General features: G+C 66.2%; 23 protein-coding genes. 5 read left to right on the forward strand and 18 right to left on the reverse strand.

The window, feature by feature from the left end; all coding sequences use genetic code 11:
* Nucleotides 1–9: 9 nt before the first annotated feature.
* The 16 genes from atpG to rpmH form a co-directional block, all read right to left on the reverse strand.
* Nucleotides 10–879: a F0F1 ATP synthase subunit gamma gene (atpG, locus tag BLT78_RS17095; RefSeq protein WP_090350834.1), complete on the reverse strand. Its 870-nt coding sequence runs from the start codon at nt 877–879 to the stop codon at nt 10–12.
* A 50-nt stretch (nt 880–929) separates the two neighbouring features.
* Complete coding sequence (atpA, locus tag BLT78_RS17100; protein ID WP_090350835.1) at nt 930–2,474, reverse strand: F0F1 ATP synthase subunit alpha; 1,545 nt, start codon at nt 2,472–2,474, stop codon at nt 930–932.
* A 15-nt stretch (nt 2,475–2,489) separates the two neighbouring features.
* Nucleotides 2,490–3,026, reverse strand: a complete 537-nt coding sequence (locus tag BLT78_RS17105) for a F0F1 ATP synthase subunit delta (RefSeq protein WP_090350838.1) — start codon at nt 3,024–3,026, stop codon at nt 2,490–2,492.
* A gap of 12 nt (nt 3,027–3,038) precedes the next feature.
* Nucleotides 3,039–3,509, reverse strand: coding sequence for a F0F1 ATP synthase subunit B (locus tag BLT78_RS17110; RefSeq protein WP_090350840.1), 471 nt, complete (start codon nt 3,507–3,509; stop codon nt 3,039–3,041).
* Nucleotides 3,510–3,611: 102 nt separating this feature from the next.
* The gene (gene atpE, locus BLT78_RS17115) at nt 3,612–3,839 is read right to left on the reverse strand and encodes a F0F1 ATP synthase subunit C (protein ID WP_072325766.1); all 228 of its coding nucleotides are present in this window, start codon (nt 3,837–3,839) and stop codon (nt 3,612–3,614) included.
* Between the two features lie 63 nt (nt 3,840–3,902).
* Nucleotides 3,903–4,721: a F0F1 ATP synthase subunit A gene (atpB, locus tag BLT78_RS17120; protein ID WP_090350842.1), complete on the reverse strand. Its 819-nt coding sequence runs from the start codon at nt 4,719–4,721 to the stop codon at nt 3,903–3,905.
* Nucleotides 4,722–4,735: 14 nt separating this feature from the next.
* Nucleotides 4,736–5,134, reverse strand: coding sequence for a F0F1 ATP synthase subunit I (locus tag BLT78_RS17125; RefSeq protein ID WP_231975822.1), 399 nt, complete (start codon nt 5,132–5,134; stop codon nt 4,736–4,738).
* Nucleotides 5,135–5,278: 144 nt separating this feature from the next.
* The gene (locus BLT78_RS17130) at nt 5,279–6,148 is read right to left on the reverse strand and encodes a ParB/RepB/Spo0J family partition protein (protein ID WP_090350847.1); all 870 of its coding nucleotides are present in this window, start codon (nt 6,146–6,148) and stop codon (nt 5,279–5,281) included.
* Nucleotides 6,149–6,158: 10 nt separating this feature from the next.
* Nucleotides 6,159–6,950 (reverse strand): ParA family protein, encoded by a 792-nt coding sequence (locus BLT78_RS17135; protein WP_090350849.1) that lies wholly within the window; start codon nt 6,948–6,950, stop codon nt 6,159–6,161.
* 15 nt (nt 6,951–6,965) lie between these two features.
* Nucleotides 6,966–7,613: a 16S rRNA (guanine(527)-N(7))-methyltransferase RsmG gene (gene rsmG, locus BLT78_RS17140; RefSeq protein WP_090350852.1), complete on the reverse strand. Its 648-nt coding sequence runs from the start codon at nt 7,611–7,613 to the stop codon at nt 6,966–6,968.
* A complete protein-coding gene (gene mnmG, locus BLT78_RS17145; RefSeq protein ID WP_090350854.1) occupies nt 7,613–9,505 on the reverse strand; it encodes a tRNA uridine-5-carboxymethylaminomethyl(34) synthesis enzyme MnmG in 1,893 nt (630 codons plus the stop codon). Before mnmG ends, rsmG begins: the two co-directional genes overlap by 1 nt.
* A gap of 531 nt (nt 9,506–10,036) precedes the next feature.
* Nucleotides 10,037–11,404, reverse strand: a complete 1,368-nt coding sequence (gene mnmE / locus BLT78_RS17150) for a tRNA uridine-5-carboxymethylaminomethyl(34) synthesis GTPase MnmE (protein WP_090350856.1) — start codon at nt 11,402–11,404, stop codon at nt 10,037–10,039.
* A gap of 78 nt (nt 11,405–11,482) precedes the next feature.
* Nucleotides 11,483–13,150: a membrane protein insertase YidC gene (gene yidC, locus BLT78_RS17155; RefSeq protein WP_090350858.1), complete on the reverse strand. Its 1,668-nt coding sequence runs from the start codon at nt 13,148–13,150 to the stop codon at nt 11,483–11,485.
* A 4-nt stretch (nt 13,151–13,154) separates the two neighbouring features.
* Nucleotides 13,155–13,400 carry a membrane protein insertion efficiency factor YidD gene (yidD, locus tag BLT78_RS17160; protein ID WP_090350859.1) on the reverse strand — a complete coding sequence of 82 codons (246 nt, stop codon included), beginning with the start codon at nt 13,398–13,400 and terminating at the stop codon, nt 13,155–13,157.
* Nucleotides 13,393–13,797 carry a ribonuclease P protein component gene (rnpA, locus tag BLT78_RS17165; protein ID WP_090350862.1) on the reverse strand — a complete coding sequence of 135 codons (405 nt, stop codon included), beginning with the start codon at nt 13,795–13,797 and terminating at the stop codon, nt 13,393–13,395. Before rnpA ends, yidD begins: the two co-directional genes overlap by 8 nt.
* A gap of 13 nt (nt 13,798–13,810) precedes the next feature.
* Nucleotides 13,811–13,948, reverse strand: coding sequence for a 50S ribosomal protein L34 (gene rpmH, locus BLT78_RS17170; protein ID WP_090313513.1), 138 nt, complete (start codon nt 13,946–13,948; stop codon nt 13,811–13,813).
* Nucleotides 13,949–14,556: 608 nt separating this feature from the next.
* On the opposite strand from rpmH, the gene dnaA reads away from it, so the two are divergent.
* The 5 genes from dnaA (at nt 14,557) to BLT78_RS17195 (ending at nt 21,334) form a co-directional block, all read left to right on the forward strand.
* Complete coding sequence (gene dnaA / locus BLT78_RS17175; RefSeq protein ID WP_090350864.1) at nt 14,557–16,005, forward strand: chromosomal replication initiator protein DnaA; 1,449 nt, start codon at nt 14,557–14,559, stop codon at nt 16,003–16,005.
* 29 nt (nt 16,006–16,034) lie between these two features.
* The gene (dnaN, locus tag BLT78_RS17180; protein WP_090350866.1) at nt 16,035–17,138 is read left to right on the forward strand and encodes a DNA polymerase III subunit beta; all 1,104 of its coding nucleotides are present in this window, start codon (nt 16,035–16,037) and stop codon (nt 17,136–17,138) included.
* Nucleotides 17,139–17,287: 149 nt separating this feature from the next.
* Nucleotides 17,288–18,388 carry a DNA replication/repair protein RecF gene (recF, locus tag BLT78_RS17185; RefSeq protein ID WP_090350868.1) on the forward strand — a complete coding sequence of 367 codons (1,101 nt, stop codon included), beginning with the start codon at nt 17,288–17,290 and terminating at the stop codon, nt 18,386–18,388.
* The gene (gene gyrB / locus BLT78_RS17190) at nt 18,385–20,805 is read left to right on the forward strand and encodes a DNA topoisomerase (ATP-hydrolyzing) subunit B (protein WP_090350870.1); all 2,421 of its coding nucleotides are present in this window, start codon (nt 18,385–18,387) and stop codon (nt 20,803–20,805) included. The genes recF and gyrB overlap by 4 nt, the downstream gene beginning before the upstream one ends.
* Before the next feature lie 181 nt (nt 20,806–20,986).
* A complete protein-coding gene (locus tag BLT78_RS17195; protein ID WP_090350872.1) occupies nt 20,987–21,334 on the forward strand; it encodes a bacteriocin in 348 nt (115 codons plus the stop codon).
* 177 nt (nt 21,335–21,511) lie between these two features.
* Here the strand turns inward: BLT78_RS17195 and BLT78_RS17200 are convergent, their stop codons facing one another.
* Together BLT78_RS17200 and BLT78_RS17205 are read right to left on the reverse strand one after the other, a co-directional pair.
* Nucleotides 21,512–22,840: a hypothetical protein gene (locus tag BLT78_RS17200; protein WP_090350874.1), complete on the reverse strand. Its 1,329-nt coding sequence runs from the start codon at nt 22,838–22,840 to the stop codon at nt 21,512–21,514.
* Nucleotides 22,841–22,921: 81 nt separating this feature from the next.
* Nucleotides 22,922–23,806, reverse strand: a complete 885-nt coding sequence (locus BLT78_RS17205; RefSeq protein ID WP_090350876.1) for a Dyp-type peroxidase — start codon at nt 23,804–23,806, stop codon at nt 22,922–22,924.
* Nucleotides 23,807–23,834: the final 28 nt, after the last annotated feature.

The raw sequence follows: 23,834 nt of genomic DNA on the forward strand, positions 1-23,834 counted from the left end.
TGAACCTGTTTAAACCGCGGCAGCGCCGCCGACGATTTCCGAGATCTCTTGCGTGATCGCAGCCTGACGTGCCTTGTTGTAGATCAGCTGCAGATCCTTGATCAGCTGACCGGCGTTGTCGGTGGCGTTCTTCATGGCGATCATTCGAGCCGCCTGCTCGCAGGCGTTGTTCTCGACCACAGCCTGGTACACCTGGGATTCGACATAGCGAACCAGCAGGGCATCCAGCAGTTGCTGGGCGTCGGGCTCGTACAGGTAATCCCACAGCCCCTTCTTCGCGCCGTCGTCGGCCTCGGAAGTGGGAGCCAGGGGGAGCAATTGCTCAACCGTGGGCTTCTGGGTCATGGTGTTCACGAACTTGTTGGACACCAGGTACAGGCGGTCCAGATTGCCTTCGTTGAACCGATCCAGCATGACCTTGACGCTGCCGATCAGGTCGTTGACCGACGGCGCTTCGCCCAGATGGCTGATCGCAGCGATGACGTTGCCGCCGTAGCTGCGGAAGAAACTGGCACCCTTGCTGCCGATGACGCAGAAATCCGCCTCGACGCCAGCATCACGCCAGTCCTTCATGTTTTTGATCAGGGCCTTGAACAGGTTGATGTTCAGGCCACCGCAGAGACCACGATCACTGGACACCAGGATGTAGCCGACGCGCTTGACCGGACGCTCCACCATGTACGGGTGGCGGTATTCCGGGTTCGCCTTGGCCAGGTGACCGATCACCGCGCGGATATGCTCCGCGTAGGGACGGCTGGCAGCCATGCGCAGCTGAGCCTTGCGCATCTTGCTGACCGCCACTTTTTCCATGGCGCTGGTGATCTTCTGCGTGCTTTTGATGCTCGCAATCTTGCTGCGAATCTCTTTTGCGCCTGCCATTTGACACCTTTCGGGTTAGCAGGCGGGGGCCTCGCGGCCCCCGCTGCGGCTTACCAGCTCTGAGTGGCCTTGAACTTCTCGATACCGGCCTTGAGGCCTGCGTCGATTTCGTCGTTGAAGTCGCCCTTCACGTTGATCTTCGCCATCAGGTCGGCGTAGTCGCGGTTGAAGAAGGCGATCAGGGCCTGCTCGAAGGCGCCGACTTTCTTCACGTCGACGTCGGTCAGGAAGCCACGCTCGGCAGCGTACAGGGACACCGACATGTCGGCGATGGACATCGGCGCGTACTGCTTCTGCTTCATCAGCTCGGTGACGCGCTGACCGTGCTCGAGCTGCTTGCGGGTAGCCTCGTCGAGGTCCGAAGCGAACTGGGCGAAGGCCGCCAGTTCACGGTACTGGGCCAGAGCGGTACGGATGCCACCGGACAGCTTCTTGATGATCTTGGTCTGGGCCGCGCCACCGACGCGGGATACCGAGATACCGGCGTTGACGGCCGGACGGATACCCGAGTTGAACATGGCGGATTCCAGGAAGATCTGACCGTCGGTGATCGAGATCACGTTGGTCGGAACGAACGCAGATACGTCGCCGGCCTGGGTTTCGATGATCGGCAGTGCGGTCAGCGAACCGGTCTTGCCCTTCACTTCGCCCTTGGTGAACTGCTCCACGTACTCCTCGGAAACGCGGGAAGCGCGCTCCAGCAGACGGCTGTGGAGATAGAACACGTCGCCCGGGTAGGCTTCGCGGCCCGGCGGACGGCGCAGCAGCAGAGAGATCTGGCGGTAGGCGACAGCCTGCTTGGACAGGTCGTCGTACACGATCAGGGCGTCTTCACCGCGATCGCGGAAGTATTCGCCCATGGTGCAGCCGGAGTACGGCGCCAGGTACTGCAGGGCAGCGGATTCGGAAGCGGAAGCGGCCACCACGATGGTGTTGGCCAGCGCGCCGTGCTCTTCCAGCTTGCGCACCACGTTGGCGATGGTCGACTGCTTCTGACCGATGGCCACGTAGACGCAGCGGATGCCGCTGTTCTTCTGGTTGATGATGGCGTCGATGGCCATCGCGGTCTTGCCGATCTGGCGGTCGCCGATGATCAGCTCGCGCTGGCCACGGCCGACCGGGATCATGGCGTCGACCGACTTGTAGCCAGTCTGCACCGGCTGGTCGACCGACTTACGCCAGATCACGCCCGGAGCGACCTTCTCGACCGCGTCGGTGGCCTTGGCGTTGACCGGGCCCTTGCCATCGATCGGGTTGCCGAGGGCGTCGACCACGCGACCCAGCAGTTCCGGACCGACCGGAACTTCGAGGATGCGGCCGGTGCACTTGGCGCTCATGCCCTCTTTCAGACCCTGGTAGCTGCCCAGGATCACGGCGCCGACGGAGTCCTGCTCCAGGTTCAGCGCCATACCGTAGACGCCACCCGGGAACTCGATCATTTCGCCGTACATTACATCGGCCAGGCCGAAGATGCGCACGATGCCGTCGGAAACGCTGACGACGGTGCCTTCGTTACGGGCCTGAGCGGAGACATCAAGCTTAGCGATGCGCTGCTTGATGATTTCGCTAATTTCGGAAGGATTCAGTTGCTGCATGCCATGCCCCTCAAATCAGGATTTCAACGCTTCGGCCAACTGGTTCAGTTTGCCGCGGACCGAACCGTCGATTACCAGGTCACCCGCACGAATGATCAAACCGCCGATGAGGGCGGGATTGACGATCGGGGTAGGCTGGACGGTGCGATCTAGCCGCTTCGACAAGGCGGCAGCCAGAGTCTGGAGTTGTTCAGCGCTCAGTTCGTGCGCGGTTTCGACCTCGACGTCGAGCGAACGCTCGGCTTCCGCCTTGAGCATCTCGAACTGGTCACGCACGGTCGGCAGCAGTTCCAGGCGATCGTTCTCGCCCAGCGCCACCACGAAATTGCGGAACGACTCGTCGATGCCTTCAGCGCACAGCTGAACCAGAACCTCGGCCTTGCGGTCGCGGGTCAGGGCCGGATTGCGCAGCTGGGCGATGACTTCGGGGGACTCCACGAAGGCGGCGCTCAGCGCCAGCATGTTCGACCAGGCATCGTTCTGTTTGGCTGCGGAAGCGAACTCGAAGGCGGCTTTCGCATAAGGCCGAGCAAGCGTATTGATAGTTGCCATCGCTCGCCTCGCTTAGAGTTGGGAGGCCAGTTTTGCGACCAGATCGTTGTGTGCCTTGGCGTCCACGGAGGACTCCAGGATCTTCTCGGCACCAGCGACGGCGAGAGCCGCTACCTGGGCGCGCAGTTGATCCTTGGCGCGATTCACTTCAACCTCGATTTCAGCCTTGGCGCTGGCAAGCAGGCGCTCGCCTTCGCCACGGGCCTGCTGCTTGGCTTCTTCGACGATCGCGTTGGCGGTCTTGTTCGCCTTGTCGAGAATCTCGGCAGCCTGCTCCTTGGTTTCACGGAGCGTCTGGGCAGCTTTTTCCTGGGCCATCTGCAGGTCGCGCTGAGCACGGCCGGCGGCATCCAGACCTTCGGCAATTTTCTTCTGGCGGGCTTGCATGGCGGCGGTGATCGGCGGCCATACAAACTTCATGGTGAACCAGACGAAAATAGCGAAGGCAATCGTTTGACCGAACAGCGTCAAGTTAATGTTCACAGCGATTTACCTCGTGCTATCTCGTGGGTCCGGGTAGTCAGAGCCTCGGCAGGCCGGACCGCGCACGGCGCAGCCCAGCCTGGAATCCGCGGATGCCTGAACTTAGCCGGCAACAACGAAGATGAGGTACATCGCGATACCAACGCCGATCATCGGCACGGCGTCGAGCAGACCAGCCATCAGGAAGGTCTTGGTTTGCAGCTGGGCGCCCAGCTCCGGCTGACGGGCGGTGGATTCCAGCAGCTTGCCGCCCAGCAGGGCGAAGCCGATGCCGGTGCCCAGAGCACCCAGACCGATCATGATGGCGGCGGCGATGTAGACGAGTTCCATAACAGCTCCTGAGGTTTTCTAAAGGTTAAGGTTTCTTGGTTAAAGCTAGGGTTGGTCCACTGTTCAGTGGTGGTCTTCGTGGGCGGCGCTCAGGTAGACCACCGTCAGCACCATGAAGATGAAGGCCTGCAGCGGGATCACCAGGATGTGGAAGATCGCCCACGGCACATTCAGGGCCCACTGTGCCCAGAACGGCAGCAGGGCGATGAGGATGAACACCACCTCACCGGCGTACATGTTGCCGAACAGACGCAGGGCGAGACTCAGCGGCTTGGTCAGCAGGCCGAGGATCTCGAGGAACAGGTTGAACGGAACCAGCGACCAGTGGTTGAACGGGGTGAACGCCAGCTCCTTGGTGAAGCCACCGAAACCCTTGACCTTGACGCTGTAGAACAGGATCAGGATGAACACGCCGAGGGACAGACCGAAGGTGCCGTTCGGATCGGCGGTCGGCACGATCTTGAAGTAGGGCACGCCGAGCAGGCTGGCCAGACCCGGGATGTAGTCGACCGGGATCCACTTCAGGCTGTTCATCAGGAACACCCAGACGAAGATGGTCAGCGCCAGCGGGGCGATCACCGGGTTGCGGCCGTGGAAGGTGTCCTTGACCACGCCCTCGACGAACTCGAAGCACATTTCCACCAGGTTCTGCAGCCCGGTGGGCACGCCGGCGTTGGCCTTCTTGGCCACGCTGCGGAACAGGAACAGGAACACCAGGCCCATCAGAACCGACCAGCCGAGGGTATCGACGTGGATGGCCCAGAAGCCCATTTCCTTGACTTCTTCGTGGTTCTGGGCAAAGACCCAGCCCTTCTCCGGATGGGATCCGAAGACCAGGTTCTGCAGGTGGTGCTGAATATACTCAGCCGGTGTGTTAGCCATAGTCGCCTCAATGCTCAATGCTTCGGAAAGCCTTTCACCAGCAGGAGCGAGCAGGCGGCGGTGCCCAGCACCAGTGCGTAACCGGCAAACAGCGCCGCCACGTTCAACCGCTCAACCCCTGCGAACACCAGCGCAAACAACGCTGCCGTCAGAAACAGTTTGCCCATCTCGCCCGACCAGAAGGACTGGACGATGGCCTTGACCGAACGGGCACCAAAGTAGCGGAACGCCTTCATCGCGAAGTACACGTTCGGCACCCAGGCGATCAGGCCGCCGAGCAGTGCGGAATATCCGGCTACCGGATCCTTCCACCCCCAGCCCGCGACACCGGCCAGCACGGCCATCCCCAGCTCGACGAGGAGCAGCGGAAACACCGGCAGGCGATGCAGGGGGGTCTTGTTGCGGATCTTCACCACGCTGCCCCACCTGTCCGTTGCTCGGTAACCGGACGCGCCGGCCTGGAACCGGCCAAAATTGCGGCGGGAGTATAGGTGGCTAAGCCCCCCCATTCAACTGCCGGGTAGTCGAAATTGCTCATTCGCTACAAGGTCGGTGCATCAGCGGATATGCGCCAGCACACCCTGCAGCTCGTCCAGCGAGCCGTAGCGGATCACCAGCTGGCCCTTGCCCTTGTCGCCGTGACGGATCTCCACCTGGGCGCCAAGCCGCTCGGCGAGGCGCTGTTCGAGGCGGGCGATGTCCGGGTCGGCCTTGGCCGGCGCGGTCTCGGGCTTGTCGCTGAGCCACTGGCGCACCAGCGCCTCGGTCTGACGAACGGTCAGGCCGCGTGCGACAACGTGCCGCGCCCCTTCCGCCTGGCGCGCCGCCGGCAGACCGAGCAGCGCACGGGCATGGCCCATCTCCAGATCGCCGTGGGCGAGCAGGGTCTTCACCTCCTCGGGCAGGGCCATCAGGCGCAGCAGGTTGGCGATGGTGACGCGCGACTTGCCGACCGCATCGGCGACCTGCTGCTGGGTGAGCTGGAAGTCCTGCTGCAGCCGCTGCAGCGCCGCGGCCTCCTCGATCGGATTGAGGTCCTCGCGCTGGATGTTCTCGATCAGCGCCATGGCGATCGCCGCCTCGTCGCTGACCTCGCGCACCAGCGCCGGGATGCGCTCCAGGCCGGCCAGCTGGCAGGCGCGCCAGCGCCGTTCGCCGGCGATGATCTCGTAGCGCTCCTCGTCGAGCGGACGCACCACCACCGGCTGCATCAGGCCCTGGCGGCGGATCGACTGCGCCAGCTCATCCAGCGCCTGCGGATCCATGTCGCGGCGCGGCTGGTACTTGCCGCGCTGCAGCAGTTCCACCGGCAACTGTTGCAGCTCCTCACGCGGCACCCGGGTCGCCTGCTCCTGCAGGGCGCTGACGCTGGTGCCGCCGAGCAGCGCGTCCAGGCCGCGGCCCAGGCCTCGTTTCTTCACAGCCATGTGCGGCTCCTCAAGCGGGGGTGGCGGCGCGCTTGGCGCGGCGCTGACGGGCGACCAGTTCCTTGGCCAGTTCCAGGTAGGCCTTGGCGCCGCGCGAGCCCTTGTCGTAGGCCAGCGCCGGCATGCCGTGGCTGGGCGCCTCGGCCAGGCGCACGTTGCGCGGAATGGTGGTCTCGTAGAGGGCATCGCCGAAGTGCGCCTGCAGCTGGGCGGTGACCTCGTTGGTCAGACCGATGCGGCCGTCGTACATGGTGCGCAGGATGCCCTCGATGCGCAGGCTCGGGTTGAGCAGCGCACCGATGCGCTGGATGCTGTTGACCAGGTCGGAGACCCCCTCCAGCGCGTAGTACTCGCACTGCATGGGGATGATCACCGCGTCGGCGGCGACCAGTGCGTTGACGGTCAGCATCGACAGCGCAGGCGGGCAGTCGATCAGGATGTAGTCGTAGTTGTCACGGATCGGCGCCAGCGCCTGGCGCAGGCGCTGCTCCTTGTTCGGCAGGTCGAGCAGGGTGACTTCCGCGGCGGTCAGGTCGCGGTTGGCCGGCAGCAGCTGGTAGCCGCCGTGTTCGGACGTCTGCATGGCCTGGGCCAGGTCGCACTGGCCGACCAGCACGTCGTACACGGAATGCTCGAGGGCGAGCTTGTCCACCCCGCTGCCGGAGGTGGCGTTGCCCTGCGGATCGAGGTCGATCAGCAGCACGCGGCGCTGGGTGGCCACCAGCGATGCGGCCAGGTTGACGCAACTGGTGGTCTTGCCCACCCCGCCCTTCTGATTGGCGATCGCAAATACTTTAGCCATGCTTGGCAGTCCCCCTCATGCGCTGCGGCGCAGTATCAGCAGATGGCGCTGGCCCTGGCAACCCGGCACCTGCAGCAGGTGCTCGGCTTCGACGCGGAAATCCGCCGGCAGGGCGGCCAGTTCGTCGTGCGGATACTGACCCTTCATCGCCAGCCAGCGGGTCTCGCCGTCGCCGAGGTGACGGGTCCACTCGGCGAAGTCGGCCAGCGAACTGAACGCCCGCGAGACGATGCCGGCAAACGGCTGCTCCGGGCGGAAGTTTTCCACACGACTGTGGACAACCTCGAGGTTGGCCAGCTTGAGTTCGAGCTTCACCTGGGTCTGGAAGCGGGTCTTCTTGCCGTTGGAATCCAGGGTGGTGAAACGTCGCTCGGGAAACAGGATGGCCAGCGGGATGCCGGGCATGCCGCCGCCGCTGCCGACGTCCAGCCAGTCATCCCCGCCCGCGGCGACGTGGGACACGATGCTCAGGCTGTCGAGCAGGTGGCGCGAGACCATCTCGTCCGGGTTGCGCACCGCGGTGAGGTTGTAGGCCTGGTTCCACTTGATCAGCAGGGCCAGGTAGGCCAGCAGCTGTTCCTGCTGGCTGGCGGTGAGCTCTACCCCGAGCTCGGCGGCGCCACGCGCCAGTTCGGCGGCGTGGGCCGGGGTTACGGCGGACATCAGGCGTTCTGCTCCAGCTGGCGGCCGGCGCCGCGCTTCTTCAGGTGAATCAACAACAGGGACACTGCAGCCGGCGTGACCCCAGGGATGCGCGAGGCCTGGCCGAGGGTCTGCGGTCGGGCGGAGGACAGCTTGCCCTGGATTTCCTTGGACAGGCCGCCGATCGCGGCGTAATCGATGTCGTCCGGCAGCACGGTGTTCTCACTCGCGCGCAGGCGCTCGATCTCCTCCTGCTGGCGGTCGATGTAGCCGGCGTACTTGATGCGGATCTCCACCTGCTCGGCGACCTGCGGGTTATCCACAGCCTCGCCGGTGATCTCGGTGAGCGCCGCGTAGTCGATCTCCGGACGCGCCAGCAGGTTGTGCAGGTTGTACTCGTGGGCCAGCGGGGTGCCGAAACGCGCAGCGATCGCCTCGCCCTGGGCGGTGCCCGGACGCACCCAGGTGCTCTTCAGACGCTGCTCCTCGCGCTCGATGCCCTCGCGTTTTTCACAGAACGCCGCCCAGCGACGCTCGTCGACCAGACCCAGTTCGCGGCCCTTCTCGGTCAGGCGCAGGTCGGCGTTGTCCTCGCGCAGGATCAGCCGGTACTCGGCGCGCGAGGTGAACATGCGATACGGCTCCTGGGTGCCGAGGGTGATCAGGTCGTCGACCAGCACGCCGATGTATGCCTCGTCGCGGCGCGGGCACCAGGCCTCGCGGCCCTGCGCGCGCAGCGCGGCGTTGGCGCCGGCGAGCAGGCCCTGCGCGCCGGCTTCCTCGTAGCCGGTGGTGCCGTTGATCTGCCCGGCGAAGAACAGGCCGCCGATCACCTTGGTCTCCAGCGAGTACTTGAGATCGCGCGGATCGAAGAAGTCGTACTCGATGGCGTAGCCCGGGCGCACGATATGCGCGTTCTCCATGCCGCGGATCGAGCGGACGATGGCCAGCTGCACGTCGAACGGCAGCGAGGTGGAGATGCCGTTGGGATAGATCTCGTGGGTCGACAGGCCTTCCGGTTCGAGGAACACCTGATGGCTGTCCTTGTCGGCGAAGCGATGGATCTTGTCCTCGATCGACGGGCAGTAGCGCGGGCCGACGCCCTCGATGATCCCCGAGTACATCGGCGAACGGTCGAGGTTACCGGCGATGATCTCGTGGGTGCGCGCGTTGGTATGGGTGATCCAGCAGCTGACCTGAGGCGGATGCTGCGCACGCGAACCGAGGAACGACATCACCGGAGTAGGCGTGTCGCCCGGCTGTTCGCTCATCACCGAGAAGTCGATGGAACGGCCGTCGAGGCGTGGCGGTGTGCCGGTCTTCAGCCGACCGACGCGCAACGGCAGCTCGCGCAGACGCCGCGCCAGGGCCAGCGCCGGCGGATCGCCGGCCCGACCGCCGGAGTAGTTCTCCAGGCCGATGTGGATAAGTCCGCCGAGGAAGGTGCCGGCGGTCAGCACCACGTTGTCGGCGTGGAATTTCAGGCCCATCTGGGTGACCACGCCGCGCACCTGTTCGCCCTCGACGATCAGGTCGTCGGCGGACTGCTGGAATATCCACAGGTTCGGCTGGTTTTCCAGGATGCGGCGGATCTCCGCCTTGTACAGCGCGCGGTCGGCCTGGGCGCGCGTGGCGCGTACCGCCGGCCCCTTGCGGCTGTTCAGCACGCGGAACTGGATGCCGGCGACATCGGTGGCTTCGGCCATGGCGCCGCCCAGGGCATCGATTTCCTTGACCAGATGGCTCTTGCCGATACCGCCGATGGCCGGGTTGCAGCTCATGTGGCCGAGGGTTTCCACGTTATGCGAGAGCAGCAGGGTCTTCACCCCCATGCGTGCGGCTGCCAGTGCCGCCTCGGTACCGGCATGGCCGCCACCGATGACGATCACATCAAAACGGGAAGGGAAATCCACCACGCACCTCGTGCCTGTTCGGGAAGGGAATTCGGAGAGCCGCGCAGTATAGAGGCTTCTCCGGGGTGAATGAAGCAGTGTGGCCAAAAAATAGCCAACTGGCAGCCGGCTGACCGGTCAACAGAAAAAATAGATAGAACGGATTTTTAAAAAGACTGTTTTAGAGCTTGTTTTAGGTGTGCACAAATTCTGTGGATAAGCCTTCTTAACCCTTAGAGATCAATGATTTATACACTGAATAACCGTGTACACAGGTCCGCCTGAGGTCTCTGGACAACCTTGCAGTAGCTGTGTGTGGACAAGTCGTTTATCCACAGGCGGAGTTATCCCCAGGCGGACGACGGTCTTATCGAAAGAGCTGCGCCGCGGTTATCCACATGGCTCAGCCGCGGCTGGCCGGCTGTGTGGACAAGCGTGGTTGAGGCGCCGCGCAGGCAGGACTGACGGTGCGCACGAGGCGCCCGGGGAGGTGGGGTATGCGAGGGGCAGGGGGAACAGCGACCAGGCGGGCTTGCGCCTGGCCGCCGGAGCTTACTTGCCGATGCAGAAGCTGGAGAAGATCCGCCCGAGCAGGTCGTCGGGGGTGAACGCGCCGGTGATCTCGCCGAGGGCCTGGTGGGCCATGCGCAGGTCCTCGGCGAGCAGTTCGCCGGCACCCAGCACGGTCAGCTGCTGGCGACCGTGGTCGAGGCAGGCGCCGGCCTGGCGCAGGGCGTCGAGGTGGCGGCGCCGTGCGCTGAAGCTGCTCTCGGTGGTCTGCTGGTAGCCCATGCAGGTCTTCAGATGCTCGCGCAGCAGCTCGAGGCCGTCGCCGCAGCGCGCCGACAGACTGAGGGTGACGTGGCCGTCGGCGCAGGTTTCCAGTCCCACCGCCTCGCCGGACAGGTCGGCCTTGTTGCGGATCAGGGTGACCCGTGCCGGATCGGGACGCTGGTCGAGGAATTCCGGCCACAGGGCGAACGGGTCGGCGGCCTCGGGCGCGGTGGCGTCGACCACCAGCAGCACGCGGTCGGCCTCGCCGATGGCCTTGAGCGCGCGCTCGACGCCGATGCGCTCGACCAGGTCGGAGGTCGCGCGCAGGCCGGCGGTGTCGACCACGTGCAGCGGCATGCCGTCGATGTGGATATGTTCGCGCAGCACGTCGCGGGTGGTGCCGGCGATGTCGGTGACGATCGCCGCCTCGCGCCCGGCCAGGGCGTTGAGCAGGCTCGACTTGCCGGCGTTGGGCCGGCCGGCGATCACCACGGTCATGCCGTCGCGCAGCAGGGCGCCCTGCCCCGCTTCGCGCTGCACCGCCAGCAGCTCGGCGCGCACGCCGTCGAGCTGGCCGAGCACGTGGCCGTCGGCAAGGAAGTCGATCTCCTCCTCGGGGAAGTCGATGGCCGCCTCGACGTACATGCGCAGCTCGATCAGCCGGTCGGCCAGACGCTGCACCTTGCGCGAGAACTCGCCCTGCAGCGAGCGCACGGCGTTGCGCGCCGCCTGCTCGCTGCTGGCCTCGATCAGGTCGGCGATCGCCTCGGCCTGGGCGAGGTCGAGCTTGTCGTTGAGGAAGGCGCGCTCGCTGAACTCGCCGGGGCGCGCCAGGCGTGCACCCAGCTCCAGGCAACGGCGCAGCAGCATGTCGAGCACCACCGGGCCGCCGTGGCCCTGCAGTTCGAGGACGTCCTCGCCGGTGAACGAGTTGGGCCCGCGGAAGTACAGCAGCAGGCCCTGGTCGATCACCTCGCCGTCGTCGGCGAAGAACTCGCAGTAGTAGGCGTGGCGCGCTTCCGGCTCGCGGCCGCTGAGGCTGATGGCGATCGGCCGGGCGCGCGGCCCGGAGACGCGGACGATGCCCACGCCGCCCCGGCCCTGGGCGGTGGCGACGGCGGCGATGGTGTCACGGACAGGTTGCATGGCGGCCTCCGGAAGGCGGATAGCAAGACGCCCCACGAGGGGGCGTCTGCGTCTGGAACATCAGGCGGGGCGGGCGCTTCAGGCCTTGTTCATGGCCCCTTCGATCTGCCGGGTAATGTACCACTGCTGGGCGATGGACAGGACGTTGTTGACCACCCAGTACAGCACCAGACCGGCCGGGAACCACAGGAAGAAGAAGGTGAAGATGATCGGCATCAGCTTCATCACGCGGGCCTGCATGGGGTCCGGCGGGGTCGGGTTCAGGCTGGTCTGCACGAACATGCTGACGCCCATGATGATCGGCAGGATGAAGTAGGGATCCTTGATCGACAGGTCGGCGATCCAGCCCAACCACGGTGCCTGGCGCATTTCCACGCTTTCCAGCAGCACCCAGTAGAGGGCGAGGAACACCGGCATCTGCACCAGGATCGGCAGGCAACCGCCCAGCGGGTTGATCTTCTCCTTCTTGTACAGCTCCATCATCGCCTGGGACATCTTCTGGCGATCTTCGCCGAACTGCTCCTTGAGCGCCTGCAGCTTGGGAGCCACCGCACGCATGCGCGCCATGGACTTGTAGCTGGCCGCCGACAGCGGGAAGAACGCGAGCTTGATCACCACGGTGAGGGCGATGATCGACCAGCCCCAGTTGCCGAGCAGGCTGTGGATAAGTTGCAGCAGCCAGAAGATCGGCTGGGCGATGAACCACAGGAAGCCATAGTCGACGGTCAGCTCCAGACCCGGCGACAGCTCCTCGAGGATGCCCTGCGACTTGGGACCGGCGTACAGGGTGGCGCTGGTCTCGGCGCTGGCGCCGGCCGGCACGTTGAGCACCGGGCCGGTGAAGCCGATGATGTAGTTGCCCTGGCTGTCCTTGCGGGTGGTGACCAGGTTGCTGTCGTCCTTGTTCGGCACCCAGGCGGTGACGAAGTAGTGCTGCAGCCAGGCGATCCAGCCACCCTGCACGGTTTCGCGCAGGTTCTTGTCGTCCATGTCCTTCATGGCGACCTTCTTGTACGGCTCGTCCTGGGTCCACAGGGCGGCGCCCAGGTAGGTGGCCATGCTGGCGCCGCTGGTCGCCGACGGGTCGGCGCTGGCATCGCGCTTGAGCTGGGCGAACAGGTTGCCGCTCCACGGTGCAGCGCTCTGGTTGTCGATGCGATGGCTGACGGCGAAGTCGTACTGGCCGCGCTTGAAGGTGAAGCGCTTGAGGTAGTCGACGCCGGCCTCGCTGAACTTCAGCTCGACCACCAGTTCGTCCTGGCCGTCGGCCAGCTGGTAGCTGCTCTTGTCGCTGGCGTACAGCGGGCGGCCGCTGGCGCGCGCATCGGGACCATTGGCGCCGGTCAGGCCGCTCTGCGCCACGTAGTTGCGCTCGGCGCCGTTGTCGAACAGGGTGAAGGGCACGTCGCGGTTCTGCAGGCTGCGCGGATATCCCGGCAGGGCCAGCTGCACCACGTCACCGCCCTGCGGATCGATGGCCAGCTTGAGCACGTCGGTCTGCACCTGGATCAGCTGCTTGCTCGGCGCGGCGGCGACCGCCGGCTGGCTGGCCTGCTCGCCGGCCACCGGCACATCGGCCTGGCTGGTCTGGGTCGGCACGTTGTCGTTCGGCAGCGCCGCAGTGGCCGCACCGGCCACGGCCTGCGGCGGCAGCTGCGGCTGGCCGTAGTCCTGGTTCCACTGCAGAACCATCAGGTAAGACACGATTGCCAGAGCGACGATCAGTATCGAGCGTTGAATGTCCATGATTTTATTCGGCCATCGATGAGGGTCGGGACGTGCGGGACTGTGGCACCGGGTCATAACCACCGGCATGCCAGGGGTGGCAGCGGGACAGCCGACGCAGGGTCAGCCAGCCACCGCGGGCGAGGCCATGCGTAGTGATGGCTTCGTGAGCGTAGCAGGAACAGCTGGGGTAGAAGCGACAGCGACTGGCCATCAGGGGACTGATGGCGTAGCGATAGAACTGGATCAGGGCGAGGGCCAGTTTACGCATGGGATCCGTCGGCCAGCGGTTGTTCGGGACGGGCTTGCGGCCGTGGCCGGCTGCGCGCCAGGCGTTTCCAGAGCTTGGCGAACTGCTGGTGCAGCTCGGGATTGTCCGGATCGCCGAGACCTTTGCGCGCCACCACCACGATATCCAGACCACCGAGCATCTCCTGATGCAGGCGGAAGGAATCGCGGATGATGCGCTTCAGTCGATTGCGCTCGACGGCAAGCTTGGCGCTCTTCTTGCCGATCACCAGGCCGAGGCGGGGGTGATCGAGCCCGTTGTCACGGGCCAGCAACAGGACGCTCCTGCCGGGAGCCTTGGCGGTGGGGGAGTCGAAGACTGCCGCGAACTGTCGGGACGTCAGCAGTCGCTTGTCCCGGCCGAAACTCCGACTCACCACCCGTACCGGGCAATCAAACGGTGGTCAGACGCTTGCGGCCCTTGGCGCGGCGACGCGACAGGACGGCGCGGCCGTTCTTGGTGGCCATACGGGCACGGAAACCGTGGGTGCGGGCGCGCTTCAGATTGCTGGGCTGAAAAGTACGTTTCATGAGTCGGTTACCTGGTAATCGCAGGGCTCCGTGAGGGGGCCCCAGTTAAAGAGACCGGCGATTCTAGTGAAAGCCTCGGCACAGGTCAATTTCCAACCAGCCCTCTTCTCCGGTAATCCACAGGCCGCTCGCCATCTTTCCGTTGGCCACTGACGACTTGTCCGCATGGGCGGTTGCCTACCGCACTTTCCGTCAGCCGAGGAGCGTCGTCATCCACCGTCCACAATCAACATAAAAGGACAAAGGTTTAAAAGATCGTGTTGGTAATGATGTATGGGGCACCCCGTTTCTGTGGATAACCTGCGCCAGGCCTTTATCCACAAGCCTTGCCGGGAATGACAAGCCTGTCGAGAATGGGTGCGGGGGATGTGCGGCTGCTTGGGGCAAGCTGGGGATGGAAGCGGGTTTTATCCACAGGCGGATTGTCAACCGGCTTTTCCCGAGGGTTGCGGCCGGGTTTGCGACGCGGTTATCCACACCGCTCGTCAGCGCATGGAAAATCCGTGGCGGCCCGTTCGCCGTCGGCATGTGGATAACTCCAGGCCGCGTCGCTACAATGTGCGCTTTGCCTCGTCGTTCGGGGCACCTTTCCAAGCGAGGGAAACCGAGTGTCCGTGGAACTGTGGCAGCAGTGCGTGGAGGTCCTGCGCGACGAGCTGCCTTCCCAGCAATTCAACACCTGGATCCGTCCGCTGCAGGTCGAGACGCATGGCGACGAGCTGCGCGTGTACGCCCCCAACCGTTTCGTGCTCGACTGGGTCAACGAGAAGTACATCAGTCGCCTGCTCGAGTTGATGAATGAACGCAGTGACGGTCAGGTGCCGGCGCTGGCGCTGCTGATCGGCAGCAAGCGTCCCACCCCGCCGCGTCCGGCGCCCGCCCCGGCACCGGTGGTCGCGCCTGCGCCGGTGGTCGAGGCACCCGCGCCGTCCACCGCGCCGCTGGTGCTCGACCAGGAGCCGGCCATCGAGGTCGCGGAAGTCGCCGAGCTGCCGCGCACCGAGCGCAGCGTGCAGGTCGAGGGCGGCCTCAAGCACACCAGCTACCTGAACCGCAACTTCACCTTCGAGAACTTCGTCGAGGGCAAGTCCAACCAGCTGGCGCGCGCCGCCGCCTGGCAGGTGGCCGACAATCCCAAGCACGGCTACAACCCGCTGTTCCTGTATGGCGGCGTGGGCCTGGGCAAGACCCACCTGATGCACGCGGTGGGCAACCACCTGCTGAAGAAGAACCCGAATGCCAAGGTGGTCTACCTGCATTCCGAGCGCTTCGTCGCCGACATGGTCAAGGCGCTGCAGCTCAACGCGATCAACGACTTCAAGCGCTTCTACCGCTCGGTGGACGCCCTGCTGATCGACGACATCCAGTTCTTCGCCCGCAAGGAGCGTTCCCAGGAGGAGTTCTTCCACACCTTCAACGCCCTGCTAGAGGGCGGCCAGCAGGTGATCCTCACCAGCGACCGCTATCCCAAGGAGATCGAGGGCCTGGAGGAGCGCCTGAAGTCGCGCTTCGGCTGGGGCCTGACCGTGGCGGTCGAACCGCCGGAGCTGGAGACCCGGGTGGCGATCCTGATGAAGAAGGCCGAGCAGGCGCGGGTCGACCTGCCGCACGACGCCGCCTTCTTCATCGCCCAGCGCATCCGTTCCAACGTGCGCGAACTGGAAGGCTCGCTGAAGCGGGTGATCGCCCACGCCCACTTCACCGGCAGCGACATCAGCATCGAGCTGGTGCGCGAGTCGCTGAAGGATCTGCTCGCCCTGCAGGACAAGCTGGTCAGCATCGACAACATCCAGCGCACCGTGGCCGAGTACTACAAGATCAAGATCGCCGATCTGTTGTCCAAGCGCCGCTCGCGCTCGGTGGCGCGTCCGCGCCAGGTGGCCATGGCCCTGTCCAAGGAGCTGACCAACCACAGCCTGCCGGAGATCGGCGACGCCTTCGGCGGTCGTGATCACACCACCGTACTGCACGCCTGCCGCAAGATCGCCGAACTTCGCGAGGAAGACGCCGACATTCGCGAAGACTACAAGAACCTGCTGCGCACCCTGACCACCTGACGGATGCGCCCCGGAAGCCGAGACTGAAGATGCATTTCACCATTCAACGCGAAGCCCTGCTCAAGCCGCTGCAACTGGTCGCCGGTGTCGTCGAACGCCGGCAGACCCTGCCGGTGCTGTCCAACGTGCTGCTGGTGGTGCAGGGCCAGCAGCTGTCGCTGACCGGTACCGACCTCGAGGTCGAGCTGGTCGGCCGCGTCGCCCTCGAGGAGCCGGCCGAGGCCGGCGAGATCACCGTGCCGGCGCGCAAGCTGATGGACATCTGCAAGAGCCTGCCGGCCGACGCGCTGATCGACATCCGCGTCGACGAACAGAAACTGCTGGTCAAGGCCGGGCGCAGCCGCTTCAGCCTGTCCACCCTGCCGGCCAACGACTTCCCCTCGGTGGAGGAAAGCCAGGGCTCGCTGACCTTCGCCGTGGCGCAGAGCAAGCTGCGCCGGCTGATCGAGCGCACCAGCTTCGCCATGGCCCAGCAGGACGTGCGCTACTACCTCAACGGCATGCTGCTGGAGGTCAACGCCGGGCGCCTCAGCGCGGTCGCCACCGACGGCCACCGCCTGGCGCTGTGCGCGCTGGACGCCGGCCTCGAGGCGCCGGACAAGCACCAGGTCATCGTGCCGCGCAAGGGCATCCTCGAGCTGGCGCGCCTGCTCACCGAGCCGGACGAGCCGGTCAGCATCGTTCTCGGTCAGCACCACATCCGCGCCACCACCGGCGACTTCACCTTCACTTCCAAGCTGGTCGACGGCAAGTTCCCCGACTACCAGCGCGTGCTGCCGCGCAACGGCGACAAGATGGTGCTCGGCGACCGTCAGGCGCTGCGCGAGGCGTTCAGCCGCACGGCGATCCTCTCCAACGAGAAGTACCGTGGCATCCGCCTGCAGCTGGCCAGCGGCCTGTTGAAGATCCAGGCCAACAACCCCGAGCAGGAGGAGGCCGAGGAAGAGGTGCAGGTCGACTACTTCGGCGACGCCCTGGAAGTCGGCTTCAACGTCAGCTATCTGCTCGACGTGCTCGGCGTGATGACCGCCGACCAGGTGCGCATCACCCTGGCCGATGCCAACAGCAGCGCCCTGCTGCAGGAAGCCGACAACGACGATTCCGCCTACGTCGTGATGCCGATGCGCCTGTGACCTGCCTGGGCGGATCCTGTGGATAAGATGTCGATGACCCTGCCACAGGGTCTGCCCTGCCGCGGATTTCGCGTGCTACACGCCGAACGACCTGTGGATAACACTGTGCGCAAGTCCCCGGGAGCCTTTGTCCACAGCGGTCCGATACCATGTCCCTCGTGCGTCTGAACGTCAGCGCCATCCGCAACCTGCAGCCGCTGGAGCTCTCGCCCTCGCCGCGCATCAACCTGCTGCACGGCGCCAACGGCAGCGGCAAGACCAGCGTGCTGGAGGCGATCCACCTGCTCGGTCTGGCCCGCTCGTTCCGCAGCACGCGGCTGACCCCGGTGATCCAGCACGAGCAGGAGCGCGCCCTGGTGTTCGGCCAGGTGCGCCTGGCCGACGGTCGGCTGAGCCAGCTGGGCATCGCCCGCGAGCGCAGCGGCGACTGCCAGATCCGCATCGACGGGCAGAACGCGCGCAGCGCCGCCCAGCTCGCCGAGCTGCTGCCGCTGCAGCTGATCAACCCGGACAGCTTCCGCCTGCTCGAGGGCGCGCCGAAGATCCGCCGGCAGTTCCTCGACTGGGGGGTGTTCCACGTCGAGCCGCGCTTCCTCGGCGCCTGGCAGCGCCTGCAGGGCGCCCTGCGGCAGCGGAACTCCTGGCTGCGCCATGGTAGAATCGACGCCGCTGCGCAGGCCGCCTGGGACCGCGAACTGACGCTGGCCAGCGAGGCCATCGACGAGTATCGGCGTGCCTACATCCAGGCGCTCAAGCCGGTGTTCGAGCGCACCCTGGCGCAACTGGTCGAACTGCCGGAACTGACCCTCAGCTACTACCGCGGCTGGGACCGCGAGCGCAGCCTCGACGAGGTGCTGCAGGCGGGCCTGGCGCGCGACCAGCAGCTCGGCCACACCCAGGCCGGACCGCAGCGCGCCGACCTGCGCCTGCGCATCGCCAGCCACAACGCCGCCGACATCCTCTCGCGCGGCCAGCAGAAGCTGGTGGTCTGCGCCCTGCGCATCGCCCAGGGCCACCTGGTCAACCAGGCCAAACACGGGCAGTGCGTCTACCTGGTGGACGACCTGCCCTCGGAACTCGACGAACAGCATCGTCACGCGCTGTGCCGCTTGCTGGAAGACCTCGACTGCCAGGTGTTCATCACCGGCGTCGACGGCGAAACCCTCAAAGACGGCTGGCGCACGGATACGCCGGTCGCCATGTTCCAGGTGGAGCATGGCCGTATTGAATCCTCGGGAGTGAAGGCATGAGCGAGAACAACACGTACGACTCCTCCAGCATCAAGGTGCTGAAAGGTCTGGACGCCGTACGCAAGCGCCCCGGCATGTACATCGGCGACACCGACGATGGCACCGGTCTGCACCACATGGTCTTCGAGGTTGTGGATAACTCCATCGACGAGGCGCTGGCCGGCCACTGCTCGGACATCAGCATCACCATCCACACCGATGAATCGATCACCGTGCGCGACAACGGCCGCGGCATCCCGGTGGATATCCACAAGGAAGAAGGCGTCTCCGCCGCCGAGGTCATCATGACCGTGCTGCACGCCGGCGGTAAGTTCGACGACAACAGCTACAAGGTCTCCGGCGGCCTGCACGGCGTCGGCGTGTCGGTGGTCAACGCGCTGTCCGAGCAGCTGGTGCTGACCATCCGCCGCAGCGGCAAGGTCTGGGAGCAGACCTACGTGCACGGCGTGCCGCAGGCGCCGCTGGCCGCGGTCGGCGACACCGAGGGCACCGGCACGCAGATCCACTTCAAGCCGTCGGCCGAGACCTTCCACAACATCCACTTCAGCTGGGACATCCTCGCCAAGCGCCTGCGCGAACTGTCGTTCCTCAACTCCGGGGTCGGCATCGTCCTCAAGGACGAGCGCAGCGGCAAGGAAGAGGAGTTCCGCTACGAGGGCGGCCTCAAGGCCTTCGTCGAGTACCTCAACAACCACAAGACCGCGGTCAACCAGGTGTTCCACTTCAACGTGCAGCGCGAGGAAGACGGCGTCGGCGTGGAAGTGGCGCTGCAGTGGAACGACAGCTTCAACGAGAACATCCTCTGCTTCACCAACAACATCCCGCAGCGTGATGGCGGCACCCACCTGGCCGGCTTCCGCTCGGCGCTGACCCGCCACCTGAACAACTACATCGAACAGGAAGGCCTGGCCAAGAAGTTCAAGGTCGCCACCACCGGCGACGACGCCCGCGAAGGCCTCACCGCGATCATCTCGGTCAAGGTGCCGGACCCCAAGTTCAGCTCGCAGACCAAGGACAAGCTGGTCTCTTCCGAGGTGAAGACCGCGGTCGAGCAGGAGATGGGCAAGTTCTTCGGCGACTACCTGCTGGAGAACCCCAACGAGGCCAAGGCGGTGGTCGGCAAGATGCTCGACGCCGCGCGCGCCCGCGAGGCCGCGCGCAAGGCCCGCGAGATGACCCGCCGCAAGGGCGCGCTGGACATCGCCGGCCTGCCCGGCAAGCTGGCCGACTGCCAGGAGAAGGACCCGGCGCTGTCCGAACTGTACATCGTCGAGGGTGACTCCGCCGGCGGCTCGGCCAAGCAGGGGCGCAATCGTCGCACCCAGGCGATCCTGCCGCTCAAGGGCAAGATCCTCAACGTCGAGAAGGCGCGCTTCGACAAGATGCTCTCCTCCCAGGAGGTCGGCACCCTGATCACCGCGCTGGGCTGCGGGATCGGCCGCGAGGAGTACAACATCGACAAGCTGCGCTACCACAACATCATCATCATGACCGATGCCGATGTCGACGGTTCGCACATCCGCACCCTGCTGCTGACCTTCTTCTTCCGCCAGCTACCCGAGCTGATCGAGCGCGGCTACGTCTACATCGCCCAGCCGCCGCTGTACAAGGTCAAGAAGGGCAAGCAGGAGCAGTACATCAAGGACGACGAGGCCATGGAGGAATACATGACCCAGTCGGCCCTCGAGGATGCCAGCCTGCACGTCAACGACAGCGCTCCGGGCCTGTCCGGTGCGGCGCTGGAGAAGCTGGTCGGCGACTACCGCGCGGTGATGAAGACCCTCGCCCGCCTGTCGCGCCTGTATCCGCAGGACATCACCGAGCACTTCGTCTACCTGCCGCGCGTCGGCGTCGAGCAGCTCGCCGACCAGGCCGCCATGCAGGGCTGGATCGCCGCCCTCGGCGAGCGTCTCAAGGCGGTGGAGAAGTCCGGGCAGAGCTACCAGGTCAGCCTGCGCGAGGATCGCGAGCGCCACCTGTGGCTGCCCGAGGTGCAGATGGTCGCCCACGGCCTGTCCAGCTACGTCACCTTCAACCGCGACTTCTTCGCCAGCAACGACTACCGCACCGTCACCGACCTCGGCAGCCAGCTCAACAGCCTGCTCGAGGAAGGCGCCTATGTGCAGCGCGGCGAGCGCAAGAAGCCGGTGGCGACCTTCAAGGAGGCGCTCGACTGGCTGATGACGGAAAGCACCAAGCGCCACAGCATCCAGCGCTACAAGGGCCTCGGCGAAATGAACCCCGAGCAGCTGTGGGAAACCACCATGGACCCGGCGGTGCGCCGCATGCTCAAGGTGACCATCGAGGACGCCATCGCCGCCGACCAGATCTTCAACACCCTGATGGGCGATGCGGTGGAACCGCGCCGCGATTTCATCGAGAGCAACGCGCTGGCGGTATCGAACCTGGACGTGTGATCGCGGCCTGTGGGTAACCCGGTTATCCACAGCAGTGCCGACAAGACCCCCGGCCGACAGCTGTCGCCGGGGGTTTTTGTTGGTCCCGACCAGCCAGTTGCCGGGAACCGGGCGCGCTTAACATCTGTCCAACCGCGAAGATTGCGACAATATCACCACGTCTTTCTTCGAGGTTGGCACCATGCGTAAGGCACTTTCCGTTCTCACCCTCAGCCTGCTGTTCGCCCAGGGCGCGATGGCCGGCGGTACCACCCAGGCGGCCCTCGGCGGCGGCGTCGGCGGCGCGCTGGGCAGCGTGCTCGGTCAGCAGCTCGGCGGCAGCACCGGCGCGGTGGTCGGTGCCGGCCTGGGTGGCGCTGCGGGTGGCGCCGCCACCGCCAAGAGCGGCAGCAAGACCAAGGCCGCGGTCGGCGGTGGCCTGGGCGCCGCCGGTGGTTCGCTGCTCGGCAAGACCCTGGGCGGCAGCACCGGTTCGGCGATCGGCGCCGGCCTCGGCGGCGCGGCGGGTGCGGCGATCGGCAGCAAGTAAGGCCGCCATGACGGAGGGTTGTCCGACTGTGGATAACCTTCCCGGCGCAGATGCACAGCCCCGGCTCAGTCCGGGGCTGTTCGTTTGTGGATAACTGCAGCGTCGCGAGCGGATGAAACTGTCCACAGGGCGCGCTGCCGCGGCGGGCGAAACCCGAAGATCGAGTTGTCCACAGGACTAGGGCGTCCTGAACCGGTAGGAGTGCTGCGAGGGGCTGACCAGGCGGTTGTTGGCGCTCGGCTGGCTGGCGCTCCACTCGGTGACCCGCTCGCGGCCGTCGAGGGTGAAGCGGGCGCGCACGCTCCAGAAGTAGTGGCGGCGCGGGCTCAGGGGGCTGAGCAGGGTGTGGCTCGGCTCGTCGAGTCCTTCGCTGCGATAGACGATGCGTGCCGGGGCGAGATGGCGCTCCTCGGCGATGAGCAGGTCGTAGCGCACGCCGTCGATCCGCTGCATGTCCGCCGCGGCCGCGCGGACGTCGCCCGGCCGCGGGAAGGCCTGCCAGCGCAAGGTGGGGCGCAGCGAGGCGACCTGGCTCCAGTCGCGCTGCCGGCTGCGGCGGTCTTCGCTGGGCTGGCGGTCGGAACTGGGCGGCGCGACGGGGGCGAGACCGAAGGCCGCCGGGCTACCGTCGCTGGCGAGTACCCGGCGATCGGGGAACGGATAGAGCATGAACACGTGCTCGTGGATGTGCGTGCCGAGCGCCGCGTAACCGGCCTGCAGGGCCTGCACCAGGCGCGTGCCGCCGCCGGCGGCCCACTGCGCCTGCAGGTTGCGCTCGCCCTGGTAGAGGAACTCGTCCGCGCGCAGCTCGCGATTGTCGGCCGTGCGGATCAGGCGCACCCGGGCCTGCATCAGCAGCTGCAAGGGCTGGTCGATGGCGGGGCCGAGGGTGGTCACCTCGCTCAGCGCCACCTCGAGCACGCTGTCCACCCCGCTGTCGGCCAGCGGCCGGTAGTCGCCTTCACGCGCGGCGGCGCGAGCGACCGGCGCCTCGACGCTGACCGCCGCGTCGCCATGCGCCACCGCGGCCTGCTCCACCTGGCGGCGCAGCGCCTCCTGGATTTCGCCCGCCTCGACCGCCTTGTGCAGGTCTCCCTCCGCCTGGTGCACGGAGCGGCCGCTTGGCGCCTTGACCGCGCCGACCACGCCGCCGACCATCCCGGCGACGCCGCAGACCCCGAACCAGAGAATCAGCACCGCACCGCAGAAGTCGCCGCTGCAGTGCGACTGGCCGATCGGTTCCAGGCAGTGGACGAAGGTGCTGCCGGCGCTGCTGGCGGCGCCGGAGAGCTTGTTGCGGGCGAAGCCCTCGAGATGGATGTCCGGCTGGTGCCCGGCGGCGATCACCGCGACCCTGCCGAGATCGGCTTGCCGGCGCGTGTCCGGCGCGGCCGCCATCTGCTGCAGCCCGGCGCAACCGCTCTGCAGCGACAGGGCGAGACACAGCCCGGCACAGAGCAGGCGTCGGGCGGGAGGCGATGCGGGGTCGGGGATGCTCCGGAGCATGTGCCGCACCTGACGGCAAGAGAGGTGGTTACCAGTCTTGGTCAGGTGGGCGGGTTTTGCACGCAGGCGCTGGTCGGGGACTCAGCGCAGCACGGCGCGCAGGTCGAGGCGGCCGTCGCGCACGGGCGGGCACCAGTAGTAGCCGCCGCTGGTCGGTCGACTGAAGCGGAACAGCGCGTCGACGATGCCGTCTTCCAGGCCGGCCATGCGCCGCAGCTGCACCTCGAAGGCGTCCAGGCTGTGGCCGAAGGCGAGGAACAGCAGGCCGGCCTGTTCGCCGTCGCTGAACGGCATCGAGCGGCGCACCACGAAGGCCTCCGGCTCGAAGCTCTCCTGGGCGGTGCGCTTGACGTGGGCGGATGCGGGGGCGTCTGCCAGCTCCTCGTTGTCGCTCTTGCGCCGGCCGATGATGTCGTCCTGCTCGCCCTGCGGCAGGGCGGCGAAGTGATCGAGGTCGTGCACCCAGTGCTGCACGGCGGCGAAGCTGCCGCCCTGCAGGCCTTCGCCGCCGCCGTTGACGATGGCGGCGGCGACCGCCTCCGCGTCCACCGGGTTCTCGGTGCCGTCCTCGTAGCCGGTCAGGTCGCGGCCATCGCGGTAGCGGAAGGCGTCGCTGGCCTGCACCAGGCGCAGCGCCGGGGCCAGTGCGGCGACCAGCTCGCGGCTGCGCAGCAGCAGCTCGCCGCGATCCGCGCCGCGCAGCCAGCACCACAGCGCGTGCTGGGTGGACGGCACGTCGACGCCGGCGCCGCTCAGCGCCGGGAAGGTGCGCAGGCCGGCGAGCGGCTGGTCGAGGGCCTGCAGCAGCGACTCGCCGAGACCGGCGACGATGGCTTCGCCGTCGGCCAGTTCGGCCAGGCTGGTCAACGCCTGCGGCAGGCCGGCGGGATTGTCCAGGGCGAAGAACAGGTGGCGGGCCTGCGGCGGAACGGGGCTCGCGAGGATGCCGGGCTGGCAGGGCGTCATGGGCAACTCCTGTAGACGGAAAGCCCTC

The sequence above is a fragment of the Pseudomonas oryzae genome (genome assembly GCF_900104805.1).
GTDB classification, from domain to species: Bacteria; Pseudomonadota; Gammaproteobacteria; order Pseudomonadales; family Pseudomonadaceae; genus Geopseudomonas; species Geopseudomonas oryzae.